The organism is Lentzea jiangxiensis (assembly GCF_900104175.1).
Classification (GTDB): domain Bacteria; phylum Actinomycetota; class Actinomycetes; order Mycobacteriales; family Pseudonocardiaceae; genus Lentzea; species Lentzea jiangxiensis.
Map to the genome: position 1 here is coordinate 201,740 of NZ_FNIX01000011.1, position 23,263 is coordinate 225,002.

Here is a 23,263-nt window from a genome sequence, read left to right on the forward strand (position 1 = left end):
CGGAGACTCAGCCGTTGGCCGCGATGTCCGCCAGCACGGCCGCGATGGTCCGCACCGGGACACCGGTGCCGCCCTTCGAGGTGTAGCCGTACGGGCCGCCGGTGTGGAACGCCGGGCCGGCGATGTCGATGTGCGCCCACTGCACGCCCTCGGCCACGAACTCGCGCAGGAAGAGGCCCGCCGCGAGCATGCCGCCCCAGCGGTGCCCGGTCACGTTCGCGAGGTCGGCGAGGCGCGAGTCGAGGTCCGCGCGCAACTCCTCCGGCAGCGGCATCGGCCAGGCCGACTCGCCGACGGCGGTGCCGATCGAGGCCACGCGGTCGCGGAACTCGTCCGAGCCCATGACGCCCGAGGTGCGCTTGCCCAGGGCGACGACCTGCGCGCCGGTCAGCGTCGCGGTCTCGATCAGGTAGTCCGGGCCGTCCTCGCACGCGCGCACGATGGCGTCGGACAGGATCAGGCGGCCCTCGGCGTCGGTGTTGAGGACCTCGACGGTCTTGCCGCCGTACATGGTCAGCACGTCGCCGGGGCGGTACGCGTCACCGGACGGCATGTTCTCCGCCATCGGGATCGACGCGATGATCTCCAGCGGGTACTTGAGCTTCGCGGCGAGCACCATCGTGGCGACGATCGCGGCGGCGCCCGACATGTCCGAGGTCATCTCGTCCATGTTCGCGGCCGGCTTGATCGAGATGCCGCCGGTGTCGAACGTGATGCCCTTGCCGACGAGCGCGACCTTCTTGACGGCCTTCGCGCCCTTGTACGAGATGCGCACGAGGCGCGGCTGGCGCGTCGAACCGCCGCCGACGCCCAGGATGCCGCCGAAGCCCTGCTTCTTCAGCGCCTTCTCGTCGAGCACCTCGACGTCGAGGCCCGCCGCCGTGGCGAGCTTCGCGGCGCGGTCGGCGAACGAGCCGGGGTAGAGGTCGTTCGGCGGGGTGTTGATGAAGTCGCGCGCGGTGGCGACGGCCTCGGCGATCGCGACGGCGGCCTTCAGCGCGGCCTTGTTCTCCTTGGAACCGGCGGCGTGCAGGTCGACCTTCACGACCGGGCCCTCGCCCTTGTCGGACTTGTACTCGGTGAACGTGTAGGCGCCGAGCAGCGTGCCCTCGGCCGCGGCGCCGACGTGCAGGGCGGCCAGCGTGGTGATCGCGCGCTTCTTGCCGGCCAGCGCGCGGGCGGCGACACCGGACGCGCGGCGCACCTGCTCCTCGCCCGCGCTCTTGCCGAGGCCCACGGCCAGCACGAGCGGAGCGGCGATCTTGCCGAACGTCGGCACCTTGACGAGCTCGTCGGCCTTGCCGGACGCGCGCAGCGTGCCGAGCACGTCGAGCAGCGCGCCGTCGAACGCGGCGGCGACAGCTTCGGCACCGGGTGCGAGCTCCAGACCGTTCGCACCCTGCAGGGTGCCCACGACGACTGCGTCCGCGGCGGTGGTGCTCAGGTCACCCTCGGTGAGGGCCAGCTTCGGGGCTGTCACGTGCTGCTCCAGGGTTGGTGCGGGGGCTCGGGATCGTGACCCATGCTAAAGGTCGGACTGGTCCACCCACGGCGAGGCCCGCCACGTTCGCCGCAATCCGTGACGTTCACAGTTGCGCACAGTGGCGATTCGCCCGTTTCACGTATCAGTCGACCGGGTGGTTACGGCCGGATGACGCATCTGAGAACGTGTACCCGTGACCCCCACGCCTCGCGAGATCGTCACCACGGTCGCGCTCGGTCTCCCCGCCGTGCTCGGAGCGGGTGTGTTCGCCGGATTGGCCCCTGCCGCAGGTCTTGCGGGCTGGTGGCTGCTCCCGGCACTGGCCGTGACCGCGCTCGCCGCCCTCTGCTCGGCCTTCTCGACCGCCGACCAGTCCCGTGCCTACCCGGACGTCGGCGGCGGTTACGGATACGTACGTGCCCAGCTCGGCGTGTGGCCCGCGAGGATGACGGCGAGCGCCCACCTCGTCGGCCGCGCCGCGATGGCGGCGGCCGTGGCGTCGATGTTCGGCGCGTACGTGGTGCCGGACCAGCCGGTGGCCGGCGCGCTCGCTCTCGTCGTCGCGACGGCGGTGCTCGGCGCGGCCGGGTTCCGCTTCACCACCGGGGTCAGCGTGGTGGTGTCGCTGGTCGTCCTCGCCGTGCTGGCGCTCGTGGTCGCGTCGAGCTTCTCGATCGCGCCCGTGCCGTCGGCGGGGGAGACGGGCGCCCCCGGCGAGCTCGTCGGCGTCGCCGGCCTGATGTTCACGGCGTTCGCGGGTTTCGAACGCATCACCGCGCCCCACCGCGGTGAACGGCCGCATCCGCCCGGGGTGCTGAAGTTCGCGATCCCGATCCTCGTCGGACTGTCGTTCGCGGTCTACCTGGCCGTGGGCGCCGGAGTGCTCCGCCAGCTGGGCAGCGCGCGTCTCGCATTGTCGCCGGCTCCGCTGCGCGACGCCCTCGTCGCGGCGGACGCCTCGGCGCTGGTGCCGCTCGTGCAGGTGGCCGCGGCCGTGGCCGGGGTGGCGGTGCTGCACTTCGTGCTGGCGTCCGCGCACCGCACGCTCACCGGGCTGGCCGAGGACGGCGACCTGCCGACGCGCCTGAAGCCGGGGGTGCTGAGCCTCGTCCTGACCGTCGCCGGCGTGCTCGCCGTGGTGCTCATGCCGCTCGCGACGGCGCTGGGCGTGGCAGCGTGCGCGACGCTCTTCTACTACGCCTTCACCAACGCGTCGGCGCGAGTGCTGCTGCAGAACGACCGCACGTGGCCCATGCGCACGGCCTGCCTCGGCCTGGGGCTCTCGGTGCTGCTCGCGATGAGCCTGCCGGTGCCCGCGCTGCTGATCTCGATCGCGGCACTGGGCGCCGGCACCGGCCTCATCGGACTGACGGCGTCTCTTCGCGCGTCGCTCAAAGAGTCACGGACAGAAAAACGAGAAGAGTCACCCCGACGCACACCGCCAGCCCGTACACCCGGCCGTTCGTAGAGGGCTTCTCCTTGCTGATGCCGTAGTAGAAGGCCAGGAAGAAGACGGCGAGGAAGACCGCGGCGACGACTCCTCCCACACCGCCGATGACCCACCCGTCGAGCACCGTCATGCCGGTGCCCAGGACGAGCAGCGCGGCCTGCGACACGGTGCGGACGTCAGCACCCCGTGAAGATCCTTCTTCCTTGGTCATGAACGGGCACTCTATAGAGCTTCACTTAGTAGGACGTCCGAGTTTTGGGAAGACGATTTTCCGTATCCCGACCAGCGGGTTACCGTGCTCACATGACGAGCGAGTTGCCTTTCACCCGGACTCCCCACCCGCACCCGGCGACCCCGGAGCGCGTAGCGGAGGTACTTGCCAAGCCGGGCTTCGGGCAGCACTTCACCGACCACATGGTGACGATCCGCTGGAACCGCGAGAAGGGCTGGCACGACGCTGAAGTCGGCCCGTACTCCACCCTCGCACTGGACCCCGCGGCAATGGTGCTGCACTACGGCCAGGCGATCTTCGAAGGGCTCAAGGCCTACCGGCAGCCCGACGGCTCGATCGCGTCCTTCCGCCCTGAGGCCAACGCCGAGCGCTTCCGCGCCTCGGCCCGCCGCATGGCGATGCCCGAACTCCCCGACGAGCTCTTCCTGGAGTCCGTGCGGCAGATCCTCGCGGTCGACGACCGCTGGGTGCCGTCCGCCGAGGAGGAGTCCCTCTACCTGCGGCCGTTCATGATCTCCACGGAGAAGGGCCTCGGCGTGCGACCCGCGTCCGAGTACCTCTACGTGCTGATCGCCTCCCCCGCCGGCTCCTACTTCGCGAGCGGCGTCCGCCCGGTGAGCGTGTGGCTCTCGACCGAGTACGTCCGCGCGGCGCCCGGTGGCACCGGCGCGGCCAAGTTCGCCGGCAACTACGCAGCCTCCCTCGTGGCCCAGGCGCAAGCCGCTGAGAAGGGCTGCGACCAGGTCGTCTGGCTCGACGCGGTGGAACGCCGCTGGGTCGAGGAGATGGGCGGCATGAACCTGTTCTTCGTCTTCGGCGACAAGGTCGTCACCCCGGAGCTGACCGGCACGCTGCTGCCGGGCATCACCCGCAGCTCGCTGCTGGAGCTGGCCGCCGACCTCGGCCTGTCCGTGGAGCAGCGGCGCGTCTCGACCGAGGAGTGGGAGAAGGCCAACGCCTCCGGTGAGCTCACCGAGGTCTTCGCCTGCGGCACGGCGGCGGTCATCACGCCGGTCGGCCACGTCAAGCACGCCGGTGGCGAGTTCGACATCGCCGACGGCGGCACCGGCTCGGTGACGATGAAGCTGCGCGAGCGCCTGACCGGCCTCCAGCACGGCCACGTCGCCGACTCCCGCGGCTGGATGACGACCCTGGGCTAAGCGACGACCAGAACGGCCAGAAGCGCGATTTCGGCGGCAGCACCGAGCACATCACCGGTGATGCCGCCGAAACGCTTCCCGGTGTGCTTCACGAGTCCCCACACCAGCGCACCCGCGACGACGACGGCGACGACGGCACGGATGCCGAGCGGGACCGCCGCGAGCGCGAGCGCGGCCCACGTTCCGATGACGATCCCCGGGTGCTGTGTGCCGGCGACGAGCGCACCGAGCCCTTCTGGTCGTGCAGCGGGCACGCCGCGCAGGCAACAGATCCCGAACGCGGCCCGGCTCGTCGCGAACGCGAGCAGCACGACGCCCCAGTGCGCGTGGGGGAGTGCGGCGGCCTGCGCGCCCAGCACCACGATCAGCGAGACGACGCCGAACGGCCCGGCGCCGCCGTCCTTCATGACCGCGAGCGCGCGCTCCGGCGGCCCGTAGCACCCCAGTCCGTCGGCGACGTCGGCCAGCCCGTCGAGGTGCATGCCCCTCGTGACGAGAGCGACGACGCCGACGGCCAGGAACCCGGCGACGAGCTCCGACACACCGGACGTCGCCAGCAGGTGGAGCACGCCGACGACGAACGCGCCGATGACGGCGCCGACGACGGGTGTCATCGCGATGGCCCGGCCCGCCGCCGTGCGGTCGACGTCGTCGACGCGCAGCGGCAGGACCGTCAGCCAGGAGAAAGCCAGCCTCATTCTTTGTTCGTGACGCCGGCGCTCTCGAAGGTGGCCATCTCGGCGAGCACCTTCACCGCCGACACCAGCAACGGCAGCGCCGCCACCGCGCCGGACCCCTCGCCGAGCCGCATCTCGAACTCCAGCAGCGGCTTCAGGTTCAGGTGCCCGAGCGCGATCGCGTGCGCGGGCTCGGCCGACTGGTGCCCGGCGACCCACCACTCGCGCGCACCGGGAGCGAGCTCCTCGGCGACGACGGCGGCCGCGCCGACGACGACGCCGTCGAGCACGACCGGGGTCTTGCGGACCGCGGCCTGCGCGAGGAACCCGGCCATCGCCGCCAGGTCCGCGCCACCGGCCGTGGCGAGCAGCGCGACCGGGTCGCTGATCTGCAGGCGGGCCCGGCGCAGCGCGTCCCGGATCGCCGCCGTCTTGCGCATCCACGCCTGGTCGTCGATGCCGGTGCCGCGCCCGACGACCGCGACGGGCTCCGATCCGGTCAGCGACGCGATCAGCACGGCCGCGGGGGTCGTGTTGCCGATGCCCATGTCCCCGGCGACGAGCACGTCGGCGCCCGCGTCGACCTCCTCGTCGGCGACCGCGCGGCCCGCCGCGATCGCGAGCTCGCACTGCTCACGGGTGAGCGCGTCCTCGCGGTCGATCGACCCGGACGAGCGCCGCACCTTGTGCTGGCTGACCGCCGCGGGGGTGTCCGCGTCGACCGCCATGTCCACCACGCGCACCGTGGCGCCCGCGACCTGCGCGAGCACGTTCACCGCGGCGCCACCGGTGAGGAAGTTCGCGACCATCTGGCCGGTCACCTCGCTCGGGAACGCCGAGACGCCCTGCGCGGTGATGCCGTGGTCGCCCGCGAACACGACGACCCGCGGCCGCACGAACGGCTTCGGCGGCACGACGCCCTGGCAGGCCGCGACCCAGTTGCCCAGCTCCTCGAGCCGTCCGAGTGAGCCGACCGGCTTGGTCAGCACCGCGTGGCGGGCCTCCGCCTCGCGCAGAACGGTCTCGTCCGGCGGTTCCACCGGCGGGAACTCGGTGCTCACCTGGGGCTCCTTAACCATGTCGTCTCTCCCGCAGTCTCAGCGGGATGCCCGCGACGAGGAGGGTGACCTCGTCGCACACCTCGGCGACGCGTGCGTTGAGCGCGCCGAGGTGATCGCGGAAGAGCCTGCCAGAGCGCGTCGACGGAACGACGCCGAGGCCGACCTCCGCCGTCACGAGCACGAGCCGCGCCCGGCACGTGGCGACCGACCACACGAGCTTGTCGACGGCACCGGTCACGACGTCGGAGACGTTCCCCTCCCACGCGCCGGCGTCGTCGAGCACGCCGACGAGCCACGTCGACAGGTCGTCGACCAGGATCGGCGGGTCGTCGTAGGCGGTGGCGGTGAGCAACGCGGGCAGGTCCGCGGGACCCGGCGCCTCGACGGTGTGCCAGGTGGACGGACGCCGCGCGACGTGCTGCGCGATCCGTGCGTCCCAGTCCGGGTCGTCGGGGTAACGGCGGGCAGTGGCGACGTACGTCACGACCGGCTCGGTGAGCAGGCCTTCCGCGTGTGCCGACTTGCCGGAACGCGCTCCGCCGAGCACGAGCGTCCGAGATGACAAGAGTTAGCCTTCGTCCGTGGAATACCGCTGGCGCTACCAGGATGCACAGGGACGGGACGTCACGGGCCCGGATGTGATGTTCGCGGACCAGACCCAGGCCGAGGAGTGGTTCGGCGACCAGTGGCGCGACCTGCTCGACGCCGGGGTCGAGCAGGTCACGCTGCTGCGGTCGGAATCCGAGGTGTACGGCCCGATGAGCCTGCACCCTGCTTCCTGACGACCGGGCTCAGCCCTGGGCGGTCAGCCTCGGGTCGTCGGTGACGACGCCCTCGAGCACGGCGTCGATCTTCTTCAGCACGTCGTCGCCGAGCTCGACGTCGACGGCCTTGACGTTCTCGCGAACCTGCTCCGGACGCGACGCGCCGATGATCGCGGAGGCGACGTTCGGGTTCTTCAGCACCCACGCGACGGCGAGCTGCGCCAGCGTGACGCCCACCTCGTCGGCGATCGGCTTGAGCTGCTGCACGGCGTTGAGCACGTCGTCGCGCATCCAGCGGGCGATCATCTGCGAGCCGCGCTCGTCGGCCAGCCGCGACCCCGCCGGAGCCTCGGCACCCGGCAGGTACTTGCCGGTCAGGATGCCCTGGGCGATGGGGGAGAAGACGATCTGGCTGATGCCCTCGCGCTCGCAGGTGGGGACGACCTGCGGCTCGATGACGCGCCACAGCATCGAGTACTGCGGCTGGTGCGACACGAACGGCACCTGCAGCTCACGGGCCAGCGCGGCACCGCGGGTGATCTGCTCGGCGGTCCACTCGGAGACACCGACGTAGAGCACCTTGCCCTGGCGGACGAGGTCGGCGAACGCCAGCATCGTCTCCTCCAGCGGCACGCTGTGGTCGTACCGGTGCGCCTGGTAGAGGTCGACGTAGTCGGTCTGCAGGCGCTTCAGGGAGGCGTTGGCCGACTCCATGACGTGCTTGCGGCCGAGCCCGCGGTCGTTGGGGCCGCCCGGACCGGTCGGCCAGTAGACCTTCGTGAGGATCTCGAGCGACTCGCGCCGCTCACCCTTGAGCGCGCGGCCGAGCACCGACTCCGCGGCGGTGTTGGCGTAGACGTCGGCGGTGTCGAAGGTCGTGATCCCCGACTCCAGCGCCGCCTTCACGCACGCGTGGGCCTGCTCCTCCTCGACCTGGGACCCGTGGGTGAGCCAGTTGCCGTACGAGATCTCACTGATGGACAGGCCGCTGCGGCCGAGTCGACGGAACTTCATACGTCCGAGCTTAGCCGAAGTCGTTCGTGCTGCTAATGAACTTCGGGTGCCCGCCAGACCAGCGAGTACCGCCAGAACACGTGCCTGCGGATCCGCGCGCCGGGCACGATCTCCGCTGCCGCCGCGCGGATCTCCGGCAACGTCGGAGCTGTCGTCACGACCGGCATCTCGGGGTCGTGCGGCGAGCCGCCGGTGCCCCTCACGGCCTTCGCCAGGCCGACGACCGCGTTCGCGGGCAACGCCACGAGCTCCACCGCCCGGTCCGTCCACGTCGCGGTCAGGTACAACCCGACGACGACCAGCGTGCCGCCCGGCTTCGTCAGCGCCGCGAGCCTGGCGAGGCCTTCCCGCAACGGCAGGTGGTGCAGGCTCGCCTCGGCGGTGACGACGTCGTACCGCTCCAGGTCGTGCGTGAGCACGTCGCCGTGGATCCACCGCACGCGGTCGCTCGTCGCACCCGCTCGCTCGATCATGCGCGCGCTGGCGTCGATCGCGGTGACCTCGTCCGCCCTGATCGACCGCGCCAGGTCACCGAGCCCGCACCCGACGTCCAGCGCCGATCCGGCCCCGGACGGCAGCTGCCGGAGCAGCCGGCGGCGGTACCACTCGTTGTGGTTCCACCGCAGCCTCTCCGGCAGCTGGAGCTTGCGCGGCCTGCCACGCACCTACTTGACGGCCTCGCCCGGCTTCACCCGCGGCTTCGGCACGCGGAGGCGGCGCAGCTGGCTCGCGCGGATGAACGAGTACCAGCCGATGGAGATGCCCTTGATCGGCTCGGTCGGGAACTTCGCCCGCACCTTGCGCGTGACGAGCCTGCCGAGCACGAGGCCCTCGATGACCATCGCGATCAGCATGAACGTCGTCGCCAGCGTCGCGTACCGCTGCACGGCCAGCGACGGGGTCAGCAGCGCCACGAACACCAGGATCGCGAGCGGCATGAACAGGCCCATGAGGTTGCGGCGCGAGTCGACCAGGTCGCGGATGTACGCCTTCACCGGACCGCGGTCGCGCGGCAGCAGGTACTTGTCCTCGCCCGCCATCATGCGCTGACGGCGCTCGGTGGCCGCGGCACGGCGCTCTTCCTTGCTCACCTTGCTGCCGCGCATGCGCTTGAACGCCTCGCGCTGCGTGCGGGGAGGCGGCGGAACGGGACCGGAACGCCTGCCCTGGGCCTCACGCCGCTTGGGCGTGGGCCGGCCCTTGCCCACCACGGGGGTGGACTCGGCCTCGGCGGTCGGCTCGGTGGCCGGGGCTTCGGTGTCGGCGGCGTTGCGGCGCAGGAACCTCACGGCAACAGGGTAGGACAGCGGTCCTTCTGTACCTTTCGCGAGGTGCGCGTACTCATCGCCCCGGACTGCTTCGGCGGCACCCTGACCGCCCGCGAGGCCGCCGACGCCATCGCCACCGGCTGGCACGAGGCCAAGCCCGACGACGTCGTCGTCCAACGCCCGCTCGCCGACGGGGGCCCCGGTTTCGTCGACGTCCTGCAGGCCGCGACAGGGGGTGATGTCCGGCACGTCACCGTCACCGGCCCGCTCGGCGACCCCGTCGAAGCGCGCTGGCTCAGCAGCGTGCACACCGACGGCCGGCGCGTCGCGTACATCGAGTCCGCCGAAGCGTGCGGCCTCCACCTCATCCCGGCCGAGGTCCGCGCGGAGTCCTGCGAGACGGCCACCACGCGAGGCGTTGGTGAGCTGATCGCGGCAGCCGTGGCTGACAACAACGTCATAACGGTCGGCCTCGGGGGCTCCGGCACGACCGACGGTGGCTCCGGCATGCTCGCCGCACTCGCCGACGCGGGCATCGACCTGACTGATATATCGCTTGTGGCGGCATCCGACGTCGAGAACCCGCTCCTCGGGCCGCACGGCGCCGCGCGCACGTTCGGCCCGCAGAAAGGCGCCTCGCCGGAGGCCGTCGAACGCCTCGAAGCGAAGCTCGCCGCGATGGAGGTCCTCCACCCGGTGGCCGACGTGCCGGGCGCCGGAGCGGCGGGCGGCCTGGGCGCCGCACTCCTCTCCCTGGGCGCGGCGGTGACGTCGGGCGCGGGACTGGTCCGCGAGCTCACCGGCCTCGACACCGCCCTCGACGACGCCGACATCGTCCTCACCGGCGAGGGCAGCTTCGACTGGCAGTCGCTGCGCGGCAAGCTCATCACCGCCGTCGCCTCGGGCGCCGCCGACCGCGGCATCCCCTGCATCGCCATCGCAGGCCAGGTGAGCGTCGGCCGCCGCGAGATGGGCGCCGCCGGCGTCCAGGACGCCTACTCCGTCTCCGAGCACGTCGGCTCCGTGCAAAAGTCGATTGCGGACGCGCGCAAAAGTCTCGTTGCAACGGCCCGGCACGTCGCGCGGCAGTGGTCGCGCTGAGTGCGAGGAACCGACTGATATATCGGTTGGCCTGAGCGTGGTCTACGTGACAGTCGACACCCAGGGCGGCAAAGGGTGCCGTTGTGGGACCATGGGAGGCGGAACAAGGCGGGGAACGCCCGTGTTGTTGATGGGTGAACCGCCCGCAGAGGACCTCTTAGGAGAGCCATGACGACCGCTCAGGATGCCGCTTCGACCTCCCAGGCGCCGAGCCACGGCGTGACGCTGACCGATGCGGCCGCCGGCAAGGCCAAGGCACTGCTCGACCAGGAGGGCCGCGACGACATGCACCTGCGCATCGCCGTCCAGCCCGGCGGGTGCGCGGGCCTGCGCTACCAGCTGTTCTTCGACGAGCGTTCGCTCGACGGTGACGCGCTGGTCGACTTCAACGGTATGAAGGTCGCCGTTGACCGCATGAGCGCGCCCTACGTCGAAGGCGCTGTCATCGACTTCGTGGACACGATCGAGAAGCAGGGCTTCACGATCGACAACCCGAACGCCGGCGGGTCGTGCGCCTGCGGCGACTCGTTCCACTAAGGCGAACAACGCGTGAGGCCGCGTTCCCGCATCGACGGGAACGCGGCCTCACGCGTGTGTGGACCAGGAATCAGACGCCGTACTCGGCGAGACCTTCGACCTGGTGGGTGCACCGCTCGTCGACCCGCCACGGCGCGGCCGCGCGCGGGGCGGGGAGGGGGTGCTCGGGGTGGGTCAGAGCGAAGGGGAGCTGCGCGCAGTCGTCGATCAGCTCACTCATCGTGGTCGCCTCAGGGATCGTCACGCCCTGACCGTATTGGGACGGCTTGACCTGGGATAGCCCTACCAAACGGTAGTCTTCACAGCTGCACTCGTCCGGGTGAGCTGTCACCCAGCGCAACAAGGAATGAGGACTCGACGTGCCCCTAGCCGTGTGCGGCAGCATCGCGACCGACCATCTGATGCACTTCCCGGGTCGTTTCGCGGACCAGCTGGTCGCGGAGCGTCTCGACCGCGTGTCGCTGAGCTTCCTGGTCGACGACCTCGTAGTCCGCCGCGGTGGCATCGGCGCGAACATCGCGTTCGGGCTCGGCGTGCTCGGGGTGCGGCCGGTGCTCGTGGGTGCCGTGGGCAAGGACTTCGACGACTACCGCTCGTGGCTCGAGCGGCACGGCGTCGACACGTCCGGCGTGTACGTGTCCGAGGTCGCGCACACCGCGCGGTTCGTCTGCACGACGGACGACGACATGTGCCAGATCGCCTCGTTCTACGCCGGCGCGATGGCCGAGGCCCGCAACATCGAGCTCTCGCCGATCGCCGGCCGCGTCGAGAACCTCGAGCTCGTCGTCATCAGCCCGGACGACCCCGCGGCCATGCTCCGCCACGCCGAGGAGTGCCGTCAGCGCGGCTACCGGTTCGCCGTCGATCCCTCGCAGCAGCTCGCCCGCATGGACGGGGAGCAGGCACGCGCGTTCGTCGAAGGCGCCGAGTACCTGTTCAGCAACGACTACGAGTGGGAACTGCTGCTGCAGAAGACCGGCTGGACCGAGGCGGACGTCCTCGCCCGCGTCGGCCGGCGCGTCACGACGCTCGGCGCCAAGGGCGTCGAGATCGTCGACCGCGACGGTTTCGCCCTGCACGTGCCCGCCGTCCCCGAGGTCGCGAAGACCGATCCCACCGGCGTCGGCGACGGCTTCCGCGCGGGCTTCCTCGCCGGCACGGTGTCCGGCCTGAGCCTCGAACGCGCTGCTCAGCTGGGGTCGTTCATCGCCGTCGAGGTCCTCGAGACCGTCGGCACGCAGGAGTGGGTGCTCGAACGCGACCCGGCCCTCGCCCGCATCCGCGGTGCATTCGGCGAAGAAGCAGCTGAGGAGATCGCCCCAGTCCTGCCATGATCGGACAATGGGGACGTACCTGTTCGGCGACTCCGGTGAGTCGCTCGACCCGAAGTTCGACGCGCTGAGCTCCCTGCTCGACGCGGGCACGTTCGCCCGCGTCGAGCAGCTCGGCGTCGCAGACGGCTGGCGCTGCCTCGAGGTCGGGGGTGGGGGTGGCTCGGTCGCGAACTGGCTCGCCGACGTCGTCGCCCCGTCCGGCCACGTGACGGTCACCGACATCGACGTCACACGGCTCGAGGAACGCGACAACGTCACCGTGCTCGAGCACGACGTCGTGTCCAACATCCTGCCGGGCAACGCGTTCGACCTGGTCCACGCCCGCCTGGTGCTCTTCCACCTCCCCCAGCGCGACGCCGTCCTGCGCAAGCTGCGCGACTCGTTGCGCCCCGGCGGCTGGCTCGTGCTCGACGAGTTCGACTGCCTCCCGCTCGAGGTCCTCTCCGCCGCCCCCGACGACGCAAAGCTGATCATCCGGGTGAAGAACGCCCTGCTGACGCTGCTCCAACACGCGGGCGCCGAACTGGCGTGGGGCGCGCGCATCGAGAGGGCGCTCCTCGACGCCGGCCTGAACGACGTCAGCGGCTCCCGCGAGGTGCGGGAGTGGCGGGGCGGCTCGGCCGGCTGCCGCCTGCTCGCCGCGACCGCCCGCCTGGTGCGCGCGAGGCTGCCGCTCACCGACGACGAGTTCGACCGCTACCTGGAGCTGATGGCGTCGCCCGAGACCGTCGTCAGCTCGTACGCGATGTGCAGCGCCCAGGGACGCCGCTGACGGAGGAGGGCCCCTCCGCGGAGGGGCCCCGACGCTAGAGCTTGACCGGGTACTGCGGTTCCGGCACCACCGGCTTGATGCGGTCCTCGACGAAGATGCCGTGCCAGATCATGAACACCAGCAGCGCCCAGATGCGGCGGCTGTGGTCGAGCACGCCGGAGCGGTGCTCCTCGATCAGGCGCAGCACCGCGTTCTTGTCGATGTACCGGTCCGTCTGCGACGAACGCACGACGTCGACGGCCCAGTCGTGCATCTCGTCCTTGAGCCAGTGCCGGATCGGCACCGGGAAACCCAGCTTGCGGCGGTTGAGCACGTGCGCCGGCACGATGTCGCGGATCGCCTTGCGCAGCGCGAACTTCGTCGTGTCCTTGGTGATCTTCAGCTCGCTGGGGATCTGCGACGCGATCTTGAAGACCTCGGGGTCGAGGAACGGGACGCGCAGCTCCAGCGAGTTCGCCATGGTCATCTTGTCGGCCTTGACCAGGATGTCGCCGCGCAGCCACGTGAACAGGTCGACGTGCTGCATGCGCGTGACCGGGTCCCAGTCGCGCGACTCGCGGTACGGCTGGGCCGTCACGTCCATGTGCGACACCGACGGGTCGTACGTCTTCAGCACCTGGCGCAGGTGGTCGTCGAGGAAGATGCGCGCGTTGCCGTAGTAGCGCTCTTCCAGCGTCAGGGCGCCGCGACGCAGCAGGTCCTTGCCGCGCACGCCGTGCGGGATCTTCGTCGAGACCTTGCCCATGGCCTTGCGCAGCGCGCCCGGCACCTTCTCGAAGCCCGCCAGCGACAACGGCTCGCGGTAGATCGTGTACCCGCCGAACAGCTCGTCCGCGCCCTCACCGGACAGCACGACCTTCACGTACCGGCGCGCCTCGCGGGCGATGAACCACAGCGGCACCAGCGCCGGGTCGGCCACCGGGTCGTCGAGGTACCACGTGATCAGCGGCAGCGAGTCCATCATCTCCTGCGCGCTGACCGTGCGGACCACGTGCTTCACACCGATCAGCGCCGCCGACTCCGCGGCCACGTCGACCTCGGAGAAGCCCTGGCGCTCGAAGCCCGTCGTGAACGTGATCAGGTCCGGGTTGTGCTCCTTGGCGAGCGCCGCGACGACCGTCGAGTCGATGCCGCCGGACAGGAACGAGCCGACCGTCACGTCCGCGCGCATGTGCTTGGCGACCGAGTCGCGCAGCGCCGCCGTGATCTCGTCGTAGAGCGCGTTCGCCTCGCCCTCACTGCGCACCGTGCGCACCTTGAAGTGCGCCGGGAAGTACCGCTCGAACTTCGGCGACTCGCCCGGGACCAGCGTGAACGAGTGCCCGGACGCCACGCGGAAGATGTGGTCGTGCAGCGAGGCGGGCTCCGGCACGTACTGCAGCGTGAGGTAGTGCTGCAGGCTCTTGACGTTCATCTTCGGCACGATGCCGATCGAGGAGGCGATCTCCAGAAGGATCTTCTTCTCGCTGGAGAACGCGACGCCCGCCTGGCCCTGCGCCCAGTACAGCGGCTTGATGCCGAACGGGTCGCGCCCGCCGAAGACGACCTCGCGCTCGGAGTCCCAGATCATGAACGCGAACATGCCGCGCAGCTTCGTGATCGCCGCGGTGCCGTAGTAGTGGTACGCGGCGACGATCGTCTCGGTGTCGCCGTCGGTGTGGAAGACCGCGCCGAACGACTCGGTCAGCTCCGCCCTCAGCTCCAGGTAGTTGTAGATCTCACCGTTGAAGTTGATCGTGTACCGGCTGGGCGACTCCGGCGGCCCCCAGGTCAGCGGCTGGTGCGAGTGCTCGATGTCGATGATGGAGAGGCGGTTGAAGCCGAACACGACCTCGTCGACCCGCCTGGTGCCGCTCTCGTCCGGACCGCGGTGCCGCATGCAGCGCAGCGCCGCCTCCACCGCCGGGCGCGCGCTCTCGGCCTCGTTCTCGCTGGGGCAAACAAGTCCTGCCAGGCCGCACAAGGCTCTCGCACCTCTCAAGGAACAGGAAGGGGAAGACCACGGGGAAGTCCCCAGTATGCCCAAGGGGCTCTGTGTGACCGAAACTGCACCGCAGCGGCAGTGCCCCCAAGGGGTGAGCGCGGTTGCGCTGGGCTACGCTCCCGCTTGATCCGTTGGCATGGAACGAGGAGGCGGGCGAGCAGTGGGCCTGAAGGAGGGCACCAGGGCATCCCGGCTGGCGAAGACCGCTGGGCTGGTAGGCCTGGTCGGTATCGGGGCCACCGGTTGCTCCACGGACGAGGTGCTGCGCTTCGGATGGCCGGTGGCCGTCACGCCGCAGGCCGAAGCGATGCGCGAGCTCTGGACCTGGTCCGTGATCGCCGCGCTCGTCGTCGGCGTCATCGTGTGGGGACTGATCGCGTGGTCGGTGGTGTTCCACCGCAAGAAGTCGGAGGAACTGCCCCGTCAGACGGCGTACAACCTCCCGCTGGAGATCGTGCTCATCGTCGTGCCGACGGTGATCGTGGCGGTGTTGTTCTACTTCACCGCCGTGACGCAGAACTACGTCACGGACAAGTCGGGCAAGCCCGACGTGAACGTCGACGTCATCGCGTTCCAGTGGAACTGGGAGTTCCAGTACCCGGACCACAAGACCGAAGAGGGCAGCGTCGTCAGCACGGTCGGCACCTCGGGCGAGGTCCCGGTCATGGTGCTGCCGGCCGGCAAGCGCATCCAATTCACGCTGCGCTCGACCGACGTCATCCACTCGTTCTTCGTGCCGGAGTTCCACTTCAAGCGGGACGTCTTCCCGCAGCCGGAGAAGAACAACCAGGACAACGTCTTCCAGATCGACCAGATCGACCGTCCCGGTGCGTTCGTCGGCCGGTGCGCCGAGCTGTGCGGCTCCTACCACGCGGTGATGAACTTCGAGGTCCGCGCCCTGGAGCAGGACGACTTCGAGAAGTACATCGAGCTGCGCAAGCAGGTCAACGAGAAGACGGGCAAGCCGTACACCACGGCCGAGGCCCTCTCGCAGGTCAACTGCGGTGAGCTGTGCGCGCCGCTGGCCACGACGACCACCCCGTTCAACACCGACCGGACGGCCCGCGAAGCCTCCGGCGCGGGTCAGAAGTAGGGACGCTCCGCGATGAAGATCGAAGCTCGCGTATTCGACCTGGTGATGGCCTTCTCGTTCCTGATGGCCCTCGTCTACGGCTACTGGACGCACCTGGCGACCGGCCACGTCGAGCCCACCGGCACGGTGGCGCTCGCGCTGACCGGTGGCCTGGCCCTCATCACCGGCACCTACTTCCGGTTCGTCGCCCGCCGCATCGAGGTGCGGCCCGAGGACAACCCGGACGCCGAGGTCTCCGACGGTGCCGGTGAGCTGGGCTTCTTCAGCCCCGGCTCGTACTGGCCGGTCGGTCTCGCCGCCGCGGCGGCGACCACGGGTGTCGCGGTGGCGTTCTGGCACGTGTGGCTGCTCGTGATCGCCGTCGTCATGGTGCTGATCGCGGTCGGCGGCCTGGTGTTCGAGTACCACACCGGCCCGAACCACGACTGATCTCCGATACCGGATTTCGCCGAGGCCCTCTCCGTGCGCGGAGAGGGCCTCCGTCGTTTCCGACGCTGATATCCGGTATGTGATACATCGCATATCGGACGAAGAAGAGCCCTCCCGCCGGCAAATCGGCGGGAGGGCTCTTTCGCGGGTTCCGGACTACGCGGCGGCGGGCACCGGCGTCTTCTGGTACACGTCCACGTACTCCTGACCGCTCAGGTCCAGGATGCGGTAAATGATCTCGTCGGTGACGCTGCGCAGCACCGGCAGCGAATCCTGCATGCCGTCGTAGCGGCTGAAGTCGAGCGGCTCGCCGAAGCGGACCGTCACCGGCACGACCTTCGGGAACCGGCTGCCGACCGGCTGAACCTTGTCCGTGCCGATGATGCCGACAGGGACGACCGGGGCCCCGGACTCGAGCGCCATGCGCGCCACGCCCGTGCGGCCGCGGTGCAGCTTGCCGTCGAGCGAGCGGGTGCCCTCCGGGTAGATGGCGAACGCGTCACCGCGGGCGAGGATCTCGGCCGCCGTGTCGAGCGCCGCTCGCGCGTCACGGCCCTTGCCGCGGTGCACCGGCACGTGGCCGAGCGAGGAGAAGAACCATCGCGACAGCGAGCCCTTGAGGCCGGTGCCCGTGAAGTACTCCGCCTTCGCGAGGAACGACACGCGGCGCGGGACGACCATCGGGATCACGACGCTGTCGATGAAGCTGAGGTGGTTGGCCGCCAGGATGACCGGGCCGTCGGTGGGGATGTTCTCCAGACCGTCCACCACCGGGCGGTAGACAAGACGGGCTGTGCGCGCGACGACGTGCTTCATCACTGGGTAGAGAAGGGCCATGACCCCCAGCATTCCAGGTGGGGGTTGCCGCCGCGTTACCACGTGGCGTGCGTCTCGGCCCCGTCACTCGCTCGGACTACGCCGGTGCGGAGGTCGTGCGATCAGGGTCACGCACCGGCGACGAGGCGTGACGAAACTCGCCCCGCGACGCCGGAAACGGGCAGCCGAACGGGTCGCGCCTGCCCGCCTCCGGGACGAGGACTAGCCCTTCAACGACGCTGAGAGCTCCACCCAGCGGCTCAGCAGGGACGCCGCCTTGCCCGAGTCGATGGCGTCGGCCGCACGGCCCAGCGAGGCCGTCAGGTCGGCGTGCAGGTCGTCGGAGAACCCGCCGTGCGCCGCGATGGCACCCGCCGCGTTCACGAGCACCGCGTCGCGCACCGACCCCGTCCTGCCGCCCACGAGGTCGCGGACCACCTGGGCGTTGACGGACGCGTCGCCGCCCTTCAGGTCCTCCTCGCGCGCCGGCTTCACGCCGAGCACCGCCGGGTCGATGGTCTCCGTGCGCACCACGCCGTCCTGGGCGAGCCAGGCGGACGTCGTCGTGGTCGTGGTGATCTCGTCGAGGCCGTCGTCCCCCCGCACCACCAGCGCGGTGTTGCGGCGCCGCGCGAACACGCCGGCGATGAGCGGTGCGGCGGACGCCCGCGCGCAGCCGATCAGGCCGACGGAGGGCTGCGCCGGGTTCGTCAGCGGGCCGAGCAGGTTGAACGACGTGGGGATGCCGATCTCGCGCCGCACGGGACCCGCGTGCCGGAAGCCGGGGTGGAAGACCGGGGCGAAGCAGAAGCCGATCCCCAGTTCGCGCACGGTCGCCTGCACGCCCTCCGGCGGCAGGTCGATCGCGACGCCCAAGGCCTCCAGCACGTCCGCGGTGCCGCACTGCGACGACGCCGCCCGGTTGCCGTGCTTGACCACCGGAACGCCCGCCGCGGCCGTGACGATCGCGGCCATCGTCGAGATGTTCACCGAACCGGAATGATCGCCGCCGGTGCCCACGATGTCGGCCGCCCGCACGTCCACCGTGAACCGGCGGGCGTGGTTCAGCATCATCGTCGCGAGGCCGTCGACCTCCTCCGGCGTCTCGCCCTTCGCGCGCAACGCGACGACGAACGCCGCGATCTGGGCCGGGGACGCCTCACCCGACATCACCCGGTCCATGCCCCAGGCGGTGTCGTCGGCGGTCAGGTCGACGCCGTCGATCAGGCGGTTGAGCAGCGAGGGCCAGGTGCGCTGGCTCATGGCGATCAGCCCTTGACGACGGGAACAGCCGAGCCCCGCAGCACCTCGGCCACGGTCTCGGCGGCGGCCAGCGGGTCGAGCGGGTGCACCAGCACCGCGTCCGCCTGCGACCAGGTCGCGAGCCACCGGTCGTCCTTGCGGCGCACCGCCACGACGATCGGCGGGCAGTCGGTGATCTCGTCCTTGAGTTGGCGGGACAGGCCCATGCCCCCGGTCGGCTGCGCCTCGCCGTCGAGGATCAGCAGGTCGACGGTGCCGTTGTCCACCTCGTAGAGGACGTCCGCGATCGCGCCCACCTCGACGAAGTCGACGCGCTGCAGGTCCGGCGCGGGACGGCGGCCGACCGCAGTGATGATCGTCTCACGCACCTCGGGCCGGTGGCTGAACACCAGGATCTTCGTGGTCTGCGCGCTCATCTCTGGATCCTCCGCTGCGACTGCCGACTGCGGTCCTGAAGAAAGTGACCAAGGTCGCCGCGATGCTATCGGGCCGGTTGCAGGGCGTCCCACCCCAGGGCGTCGCCGCCGAGCCGTTGCGCCAGCGAAGCCATCCGCGACCGCTCCTGGGCGCAGTGCAACGCGTCCAGCTTCTGCACCCGGCTGATGAGCGACACAGCACCCGGCTCGACGACCCAGCCGTCCGGCTCGAGCAGTTCACGCGCGCGTTCTACCTGCTCAGCGGGGATGCGCACGTGGTGGCGGAGCACGGCGAGCTCGTCGGCACGCCACTGCGGGGAGCGCGCCAGAGCCGCCGAATCGGCCTCCGCGATGTCGAACGCCTCCACCACGACGACGAGCGACGGGTCGTCCATCGAGAGCGCGGGCACGGCTTCCCGCCGCAGCACGTCCCGCAACCGGCTCAGCAAACCCATTCGTCGATCTCCTCGCGATCGCTGTGTGACCCAGCCGACCCGTGATCTGCCCAGGACCCGATGGGCGGTCGGAAATAGCGCAAGCAATAATGCTGCTCGTGACCACGGCAGCGCCTTCAATCGGCCAGCGCGTGCACTCGCTGAACCGCCCGAACATGGTCAGCGTCGGCACGATCGTCTGGCTGTCCAGCGAGCTCATGTTCTTCGCTGGCCTCTTCGCCATGTTCTTCACGGTGAAGGCCCAGAACGAGGGACCTTGGCCCCCGCCTCCCACCCACCTGAACGTCCCCTACGCGTCGGTCTTCACGATCATCCTGGTCGCGTCGTCCTTCACCTGTCAGTGGGGCGTCTTCGCGGCGGAGCGGGGTGACGTCTTCGGTCTGCGTCGCTGGTACATCGTGACGCTGATCATGGGCGCGATCTTCGTGGGTGGTCAGGCCGGTGAGTACGTCGAACTGGTCCACGCCGGGACGACGATCCCGTCCTCGGCCTACGGCACGGTCTTCTACCTGACGACCGGTTTCCACGGCCTGCACGTCATCGGCGGCCTGATCGCGTTCGTCTACCTGTTGATCCGGACGAAGCTCAGCAAGTTCACGCCGGCACAGGCCACCTCCGCGATCGTCGTGTCGTACTACTGGCACTTCGTCGACGTCGTGTGGATCGGCCTGTTCGCCATCATCTACATCGTGCCCTGACCTGGCTCAGCACGACGCCAAGCCACGAGCTCCCGAACTGACAGCAAGGGTTGCCGCACACCATGACCACCACGACGAAACGCCCCCGCGGCGCCCGCACCAAGCTGCGCCGCCGGGTCGCCGGACTGCTCGCACTGGGCTTCGGCCTGCTGAGCGCCGGCATGCTGTTCGCCGCCTTCGCGCCCCAGGCGCAGACCGCCCAGGCACAGCAGCAGGACGCCCTGGTCCGCCAGGGCGAGCAGATCTACCTGAACACCTGCCTGAGCTGCCACGGCAGCTCCCTCGAGGGTGTCGAGGGCCGCGGACCGAGCCTCGTCGGCGTCGGTGACGCCGCGGTCTACTTCCAGACTTCCTCCGGCCGCATGCCCATGGCGCGGCAGGAGGCGCAGGCCATCCGCAAGCCCGCGAAGCTCTCCCCTGAGCAGGTCAACGCACTGATGGCCTACATCACCGCGAACGGTGGCGAGGGCCCGAAGAAGCCCTCCGAGTCCGGTGAGGCCCTGCGCGGCGACAACCCCGCCCGTGGTGGCGAGCTCTTCCGCCTCAACTGCGCCAGCTGCCACAACTTCACGGGTCGTGGTGGCGCGCTGTCCTCCGGCAAGTTCGCCCCGGCTCTCGACGGGGTGAGCGAGGAGCAGATCTACACGGCGATGCTGAGCGGCCCGCAGAACATGCCGAAGTTCGGCGAGCGGCAGCTCACGCCGGAAGAGAAGAAAGACATCATCGCGTACGTCAAGTCGGTCACCGACGGAAAGAACAACTCCGGCGGAAACGCCCTGGGCGGGTTCGGACCCGTGTCCGAGGGCTTGATCGCGTTCATCGTGGGCATCGCCGCGCTCATCGGCGTGACCCTCTGGATCGGAGCCAAGGCATGAGCGGCGACAAGCCGGTCGAGCTGCCCAGCGAGGCAGAGCTCGCGGAGATGAGCCGGGACGAGCTGGTCAGGCTCGGCACGAAGATGGACGGCGTCGAGCTCGTCCACTACGAGGAGAAGTTCCCGGTCGCCGGCACCCGCGCGGAGCGTCGTGCTCAGCGTTCGGTGGCCGCGTGGTTCCTCGTCTCCGCGCTGTCGGGCATCGCCTTCCTCGGCGTTTTCCTCTTCTGGCCGTGGGAGTACGAGTCCCCGTCGAACGAGACCGCGCACTTCCTGCACAACCTCTACAACCCGCTGATCGGCCTGTTCCTCGGCCTGTCGGTGTTCGGGCTGGGCATCGGCGCGCTGCTCTACACCAAGAAGTTCCTGCCGGACGAGCTCGCGGTGCAGCAGCGCCACGACGGCCCGTCGACCCAGGTCGACCGCGCCACCCTCGTCGCGGAGCTCGCCGACGCGGGTGACCGCAGCGGCATCGCGCGCCGCAGCCTGATCAAGCGCACCGCGGGCCTCGGCGCCGGCGTGCTGGGTCTGGGCGTCGCCGCCGTTCCGCTGGGCGCGCTCGTCAAGAACCCGCACTCGGACAGCGAGACCAAGAACTCGCTGTGGCACACCGGCTGGAAGGCCGAAAAGGGCGAGAAGGTCTACCTGCGCCGCCACACCGGCAACTTCCACGAGGTCTCCCTCGTGCGTCCCGAGGACGTCGAGCCCGGCGGCTTCGAGACCGTCTTCCCGTTCCGCGAGTCCGAGCGCGACGACGAGCACGCCCTGGTCGCCGCCCTCAAGCGGGCCGACGCCCCGGTCATGCTCATCCGCATGCGCCCGAACCAGGCGATCACCAAGCGCGCGGGCCAGGAGGACTTCAACTACGGCGACCTCTACGCGTACTCGAAGATCTGCACGCACCTCGGGTGCCCGACGTCGCTGTTCGAGCAGCAGACCGGTCTGCTGCTCTGCCCGTGCCACCAGTCGCAGTTCGACGTCTTCGAATACGCCAAGCCGCGGTTCGGTCCGGCAACCCGTCCTCTGCCGCAGCTTCCGATCACTGTGGACGAAGACGGATACTTGGTAGCCCGCAGCGACTTCATCGAGGCTGTGGGACCGGCGTTCTGGGAGCGGAAGTCATGAGTGCCATCACCACGCCGACGAAGCCGGCCAACGCGGCCGCGCGCGTCGCAGGGGCGGCGGCCAACGCTGCCGACGAGCGGTTCCACGCGGCCTCGGGGTTGCGCAAGCAGTTGAACAAGGTCTTCCCGACGCATTGGTCGTTTTTGCTCGGTGAGATCGCGTTGTACAGCTTCATCGTGTTGTTGTTGTCGGGTACGTACCTCGCTCTGTTCTTCGATCCGTCGATGACGGAGGTCACCTACAACGGTGCGTTCGAGAACTTGCGCGGGATCGAGATGTCGCGGGCGTTCGCGTCGACGCTGGACATCTCGTTCGAGACCCGTGGTGGGTTGTTCGTGCGTCAGGTGCACCACTGGGCGGCGTTGCTGTTCATGGCGGCGATCGTGGTGCACATGTTCCGGATCTTCTTCACCGGTGCGTTCCGCAAGCCGCGTGAGATCAACTGGGTCATCGGCATCGTGTTGTTCATGCTGGGCGCGATCGAGGGTTTCCTGGGTTACTCGCTGCCTGATGACTTGCTCTCGGGTACGGGTCTGCGGGTGATGGCGGCGTTGCTGATCTCGTTCCCGGTGATCGGTACGTGGTTGAACTGGTTGATGTTCGGTGGGGAGTTCCCGGGTACGGACATCATCCCGATGTTGTACACCGCGCACATCCTGATCATCCCGGCGATCATCCTGGGTCTGATCGCGGCGCACCTGGCTCTCGTCTGGTACCAGAAGCACACGCAGTTCCCGGGGGTGGGCCGCAAGGAGACCAACGTGGTCGGTGTGCGGATCATGCCGGTGTTCGCGGCCAAGGGTGGCGGGTTCTTCGCCATCGTGGTCGGTGTCATCGCGATCATGGGTGGCGTCTTTCAGATCAACCCGATCTGGAACATCGGCCCGTACAACCCCGCGCAGGTGTCGGCCGGTTCGCAGCCGGACTGGTACATGGGCTGGACCGACGGTCTGGTGCGGATCTGGCCGGCGTGGGAGTTCTACCTGGGCAATTACACGATTCCGGCGCCGTTCCTGCCGTTCATCCTGGGGTTGCCGCTGCTGACCGGGATCGCGGCGGCGTATCCGTGGATCGAGCGCAGGATGACCAAGGACTACGCGCATCACAACTTGTTGCAGCGTCCGCGTGATGTGCCGGTGCGCACGTCGCTGGGGTGGATGGCGATCACGTATTTCATGGTGTTGCTGCTGATGGGCGCGAACGACATTTTCGCCTACCAGTTCGACATCTCGTTGAACTTGACGACGTGGATGGGCC

At 69.7% G+C, this 23,263-nt stretch carries 27 protein-coding genes; 13 read left to right on the plus strand and 14 right to left on the minus strand.

What is annotated here, in order from left to right; all coding sequences use genetic code 11:
* Positions 1 to 7: 7 nt before the first annotated feature.
* Positions 8 to 1,480, minus strand: coding sequence for a leucyl aminopeptidase (locus BLQ91_RS26165; RefSeq protein WP_090100765.1), 1,473 nt, complete (start codon positions 1,478 to 1,480; stop codon positions 8 to 10).
* Positions 1,481 to 1,676: 196 nt separating this feature from the next.
* Between BLQ91_RS26165 and BLQ91_RS26170 the strand changes: the two genes are divergently transcribed.
* Positions 1,677 to 2,951, plus strand: a complete 1,275-nt coding sequence (locus BLQ91_RS26170; protein WP_090100768.1) for an amino acid permease — start codon at positions 1,677 to 1,679, stop codon at positions 2,949 to 2,951.
* On the opposite strand, the gene BLQ91_RS40495 is transcribed toward BLQ91_RS26170, so the two are convergent.
* Positions 2,875 to 3,144 carry a hypothetical protein gene (locus tag BLQ91_RS40495; protein ID WP_143022817.1) on the minus strand — a complete coding sequence of 90 codons (270 nt, stop codon included), beginning with the start codon at positions 3,142 to 3,144 and terminating at the stop codon, positions 2,875 to 2,877. The genes BLQ91_RS26170 and BLQ91_RS40495 overlap by 77 nt on opposite strands.
* A gap of 92 nt (positions 3,145 to 3,236) precedes the next feature.
* Here BLQ91_RS40495 and BLQ91_RS26175 point away from each other — a divergent pair, with 92 nt between their 5' ends.
* Positions 3,237 to 4,325 (plus strand): branched-chain amino acid aminotransferase, encoded by a 1,089-nt coding sequence (locus BLQ91_RS26175; RefSeq protein ID WP_090100769.1) that lies wholly within the window; start codon positions 3,237 to 3,239, stop codon positions 4,323 to 4,325.
* Here BLQ91_RS26175 and cobS read toward each other — a convergent pair.
* Genes cobS through cobU form a run of 3 tightly spaced genes read right to left on the minus strand, consistent with a single transcriptional unit; the run spans position 4,322 to position 6,628 of the window.
* A complete protein-coding gene (gene cobS / locus BLQ91_RS26180) occupies positions 4,322 to 5,023 on the minus strand; it encodes an adenosylcobinamide-GDP ribazoletransferase (protein ID WP_090100771.1) in 702 nt (233 codons plus the stop codon). The two genes, BLQ91_RS26175 and cobS, sit on opposite strands and share 4 nt — an antisense overlap.
* Positions 5,020 to 6,081: a nicotinate-nucleotide--dimethylbenzimidazole phosphoribosyltransferase gene (cobT, locus tag BLQ91_RS26185; RefSeq protein ID WP_090100773.1), complete on the minus strand. Its 1,062-nt coding sequence runs from the start codon at positions 6,079 to 6,081 to the stop codon at positions 5,020 to 5,022. Before cobT ends, cobS begins: the two co-directional genes overlap by 4 nt.
* A complete protein-coding gene (gene cobU / locus BLQ91_RS26190) occupies positions 6,074 to 6,628 on the minus strand; it encodes a bifunctional adenosylcobinamide kinase/adenosylcobinamide-phosphate guanylyltransferase (protein ID WP_090100775.1) in 555 nt (184 codons plus the stop codon). The genes cobT and cobU overlap by 8 nt, the downstream gene beginning before the upstream one ends.
* 16 nt (positions 6,629 to 6,644) lie before the next feature.
* Here cobU and BLQ91_RS26195 point away from each other — a divergent pair, with 16 nt between their 5' ends.
* Complete coding sequence (locus BLQ91_RS26195; RefSeq protein ID WP_090100777.1) at positions 6,645 to 6,845, plus strand: hypothetical protein; 201 nt, start codon at positions 6,645 to 6,647, stop codon at positions 6,843 to 6,845.
* Between the two features lie 9 nt (positions 6,846 to 6,854).
* On the opposite strand, the gene BLQ91_RS26200 is transcribed toward BLQ91_RS26195, so the two are convergent.
* From BLQ91_RS26200 to BLQ91_RS26210, 3 genes are read right to left on the minus strand one after another with little or no spacing between them, the layout of a single operon-like run.
* Complete coding sequence (locus BLQ91_RS26200) at positions 6,855 to 7,841, minus strand: aldo/keto reductase family protein (RefSeq protein ID WP_090100779.1); 987 nt, start codon at positions 7,839 to 7,841, stop codon at positions 6,855 to 6,857.
* A gap of 32 nt (positions 7,842 to 7,873) precedes the next feature.
* The gene (locus BLQ91_RS26205; protein WP_090100781.1) at positions 7,874 to 8,506 is read right to left on the minus strand and encodes a class I SAM-dependent methyltransferase; all 633 of its coding nucleotides are present in this window, start codon (positions 8,504 to 8,506) and stop codon (positions 7,874 to 7,876) included.
* Positions 8,507 to 9,130 carry a DUF3043 domain-containing protein gene (locus BLQ91_RS26210; protein WP_090100783.1) on the minus strand — a complete coding sequence of 208 codons (624 nt, stop codon included), beginning with the start codon at positions 9,128 to 9,130 and terminating at the stop codon, positions 8,507 to 8,509.
* A gap of 42 nt (positions 9,131 to 9,172) precedes the next feature.
* Here BLQ91_RS26210 and BLQ91_RS26215 point away from each other — a divergent pair, with 42 nt between their 5' ends.
* Entirely contained in the window at positions 9,173 to 10,210 is a 1,038-nt protein-coding gene (locus BLQ91_RS26215) for a glycerate kinase family protein (protein ID WP_090100785.1), read from the plus strand.
* A 168-nt stretch (positions 10,211 to 10,378) separates the two neighbouring features.
* The gene (locus tag BLQ91_RS26220) at positions 10,379 to 10,747 is read left to right on the plus strand and encodes a HesB/IscA family protein (RefSeq protein ID WP_090100787.1); all 369 of its coding nucleotides are present in this window, start codon (positions 10,379 to 10,381) and stop codon (positions 10,745 to 10,747) included.
* Positions 10,748 to 10,817: 70 nt separating this feature from the next.
* On the opposite strand, the gene BLQ91_RS41630 is transcribed toward BLQ91_RS26220, so the two are convergent.
* Positions 10,818 to 10,991, minus strand: a complete 174-nt coding sequence (locus BLQ91_RS41630; RefSeq protein WP_176959949.1) for a hypothetical protein — start codon at positions 10,989 to 10,991, stop codon at positions 10,818 to 10,820.
* A 157-nt stretch (positions 10,992 to 11,148) separates the two neighbouring features.
* Between BLQ91_RS41630 and BLQ91_RS26230 the strand changes: the two genes are divergently transcribed.
* The gene (locus BLQ91_RS26230) at positions 11,149 to 12,081 is read left to right on the plus strand and encodes a carbohydrate kinase family protein (protein WP_090100851.1); all 933 of its coding nucleotides are present in this window, start codon (positions 11,149 to 11,151) and stop codon (positions 12,079 to 12,081) included.
* Between the two features lie 7 nt (positions 12,082 to 12,088).
* Positions 12,089 to 12,853 carry a class I SAM-dependent methyltransferase gene (locus BLQ91_RS26235; protein ID WP_090100792.1) on the plus strand — a complete coding sequence of 255 codons (765 nt, stop codon included), beginning with the start codon at positions 12,089 to 12,091 and terminating at the stop codon, positions 12,851 to 12,853.
* A 34-nt stretch (positions 12,854 to 12,887) separates the two neighbouring features.
* Here the strand turns inward: BLQ91_RS26235 and asnB are convergent, their stop codons facing one another.
* Positions 12,888 to 14,816: an asparagine synthase (glutamine-hydrolyzing) gene (asnB, locus tag BLQ91_RS26240; RefSeq protein WP_090100794.1), complete on the minus strand. Its 1,929-nt coding sequence runs from the start codon at positions 14,814 to 14,816 to the stop codon at positions 12,888 to 12,890.
* Between the two features lie 181 nt (positions 14,817 to 14,997).
* On the opposite strand from asnB, the gene ctaC reads away from it, so the two are divergent.
* Together ctaC and BLQ91_RS26250 are read left to right on the plus strand one after the other, a co-directional pair.
* Positions 14,998 to 15,930: an aa3-type cytochrome oxidase subunit II gene (gene ctaC, locus BLQ91_RS26245; protein ID WP_236223471.1), complete on the plus strand. Its 933-nt coding sequence runs from the start codon at positions 14,998 to 15,000 to the stop codon at positions 15,928 to 15,930.
* A 12-nt stretch (positions 15,931 to 15,942) separates the two neighbouring features.
* The gene (locus BLQ91_RS26250; protein ID WP_090100796.1) at positions 15,943 to 16,359 is read left to right on the plus strand and encodes a cytochrome c oxidase subunit 4; all 417 of its coding nucleotides are present in this window, start codon (positions 15,943 to 15,945) and stop codon (positions 16,357 to 16,359) included.
* A gap of 156 nt (positions 16,360 to 16,515) precedes the next feature.
* On the opposite strand, the gene BLQ91_RS26255 is transcribed toward BLQ91_RS26250, so the two are convergent.
* The 4 genes from BLQ91_RS26255 to BLQ91_RS26270 form a co-directional block, all read right to left on the minus strand.
* On the minus strand, positions 16,516 to 17,196 hold the full coding sequence (locus BLQ91_RS26255) for a lysophospholipid acyltransferase family protein (RefSeq protein ID WP_090100853.1): 681 nt from the start codon (positions 17,194 to 17,196) through the stop codon (positions 16,516 to 16,518).
* 201 nt (positions 17,197 to 17,397) lie between these two features.
* Complete coding sequence (gene trpD, locus BLQ91_RS26260) at positions 17,398 to 18,438, minus strand: anthranilate phosphoribosyltransferase (protein WP_090100798.1); 1,041 nt, start codon at positions 18,436 to 18,438, stop codon at positions 17,398 to 17,400.
* A 5-nt stretch (positions 18,439 to 18,443) separates the two neighbouring features.
* Positions 18,444 to 18,854, minus strand: coding sequence for a hypothetical protein (locus BLQ91_RS26265; protein WP_090100799.1), 411 nt, complete (start codon positions 18,852 to 18,854; stop codon positions 18,444 to 18,446).
* A gap of 65 nt (positions 18,855 to 18,919) precedes the next feature.
* Complete coding sequence (locus BLQ91_RS26270) at positions 18,920 to 19,309, minus strand: hypothetical protein (protein WP_090100802.1); 390 nt, start codon at positions 19,307 to 19,309, stop codon at positions 18,920 to 18,922.
* A gap of 89 nt (positions 19,310 to 19,398) precedes the next feature.
* Between BLQ91_RS26270 and ctaE the strand changes: the two genes are divergently transcribed.
* From ctaE to qcrB, 4 genes are all read left to right on the plus strand, one after another.
* A complete protein-coding gene (gene ctaE / locus BLQ91_RS26275; protein WP_090100803.1) occupies positions 19,399 to 20,007 on the plus strand; it encodes an aa3-type cytochrome oxidase subunit III in 609 nt (202 codons plus the stop codon).
* 62 nt (positions 20,008 to 20,069) lie between these two features.
* Entirely contained in the window at positions 20,070 to 20,882 is an 813-nt protein-coding gene (gene qcrC, locus BLQ91_RS26280) for a cytochrome bc1 complex diheme cytochrome c subunit (RefSeq protein ID WP_090100804.1), read from the plus strand.
* On the plus strand, positions 20,879 to 22,006 hold the full coding sequence (qcrA, locus tag BLQ91_RS26285; protein ID WP_090100805.1) for a cytochrome bc1 complex Rieske iron-sulfur subunit: 1,128 nt from the start codon (positions 20,879 to 20,881) through the stop codon (positions 22,004 to 22,006). Before qcrC ends, qcrA begins: the two co-directional genes overlap by 4 nt.
* Positions 22,003 to 23,263: cytochrome bc1 complex cytochrome b subunit (gene qcrB / locus BLQ91_RS26290; RefSeq protein ID WP_090098724.1), on the plus strand; the 1,261-nt coding region annotated here is incomplete at its 3' end. The genes qcrA and qcrB, both read left to right, overlap by 4 nt.

Coding starts and splice junctions, on each gene's coding strand:
- BLQ91_RS40495 (WP_143022817.1), bottom strand. CDS start 3,144: ATGACCAAGGAAGAAGGATCTTCACGGGGTGCTGACGTCCGCACCGTG.
- BLQ91_RS26175 (WP_090100769.1), top strand. CDS start 3,237: ATGACGAGCGAGTTGCCTTTCACCCGGACTCCCCACCCGCACCCGGCG.
- cobS (WP_090100771.1), bottom strand. CDS start 5,023: ATGAGGCTGGCTTTCTCCTGGCTGACGGTCCTGCCGCTGCGCGTCGAC.
- cobT (WP_090100773.1), bottom strand. CDS start 6,081: ATGGTTAAGGAGCCCCAGGTGAGCACCGAGTTCCCGCCGGTGGAACCG.
- BLQ91_RS26200 (WP_090100779.1), bottom strand. CDS start 7,841: ATGAAGTTCCGTCGACTCGGCCGCAGCGGCCTGTCCATCAGTGAGATC.
- BLQ91_RS26220 (WP_090100787.1), top strand. CDS start 10,379: ATGACGACCGCTCAGGATGCCGCTTCGACCTCCCAGGCGCCGAGCCAC.
- BLQ91_RS26230 (WP_090100851.1), top strand. CDS start 11,149: ATGCACTTCCCGGGTCGTTTCGCGGACCAGCTGGTCGCGGAGCGTCTC.
- BLQ91_RS26235 (WP_090100792.1), top strand. CDS start 12,089: ATGGGGACGTACCTGTTCGGCGACTCCGGTGAGTCGCTCGACCCGAAG.
- BLQ91_RS26250 (WP_090100796.1), top strand. CDS start 15,943: ATGAAGATCGAAGCTCGCGTATTCGACCTGGTGATGGCCTTCTCGTTC.
- BLQ91_RS26255 (WP_090100853.1), bottom strand. CDS start 17,196: ATGGCCCTTCTCTACCCAGTGATGAAGCACGTCGTCGCGCGCACAGCC.
- trpD (WP_090100798.1), bottom strand. CDS start 18,438: ATGAGCCAGCGCACCTGGCCCTCGCTGCTCAACCGCCTGATCGACGGC.
- BLQ91_RS26265 (WP_090100799.1), bottom strand. CDS start 18,854: ATGAGCGCGCAGACCACGAAGATCCTGGTGTTCAGCCACCGGCCCGAG.
- BLQ91_RS26270 (WP_090100802.1), bottom strand. CDS start 19,309: ATGGGTTTGCTGAGCCGGTTGCGGGACGTGCTGCGGCGGGAAGCCGTG.
- ctaE (WP_090100803.1), top strand. CDS start 19,399: ATGCTGCTCGTGACCACGGCAGCGCCTTCAATCGGCCAGCGCGTGCAC.
- qcrC (WP_090100804.1), top strand. CDS start 20,070: ATGACCACCACGACGAAACGCCCCCGCGGCGCCCGCACCAAGCTGCGC.
- qcrA (WP_090100805.1), top strand. CDS start 20,879: ATGAGCGGCGACAAGCCGGTCGAGCTGCCCAGCGAGGCAGAGCTCGCG.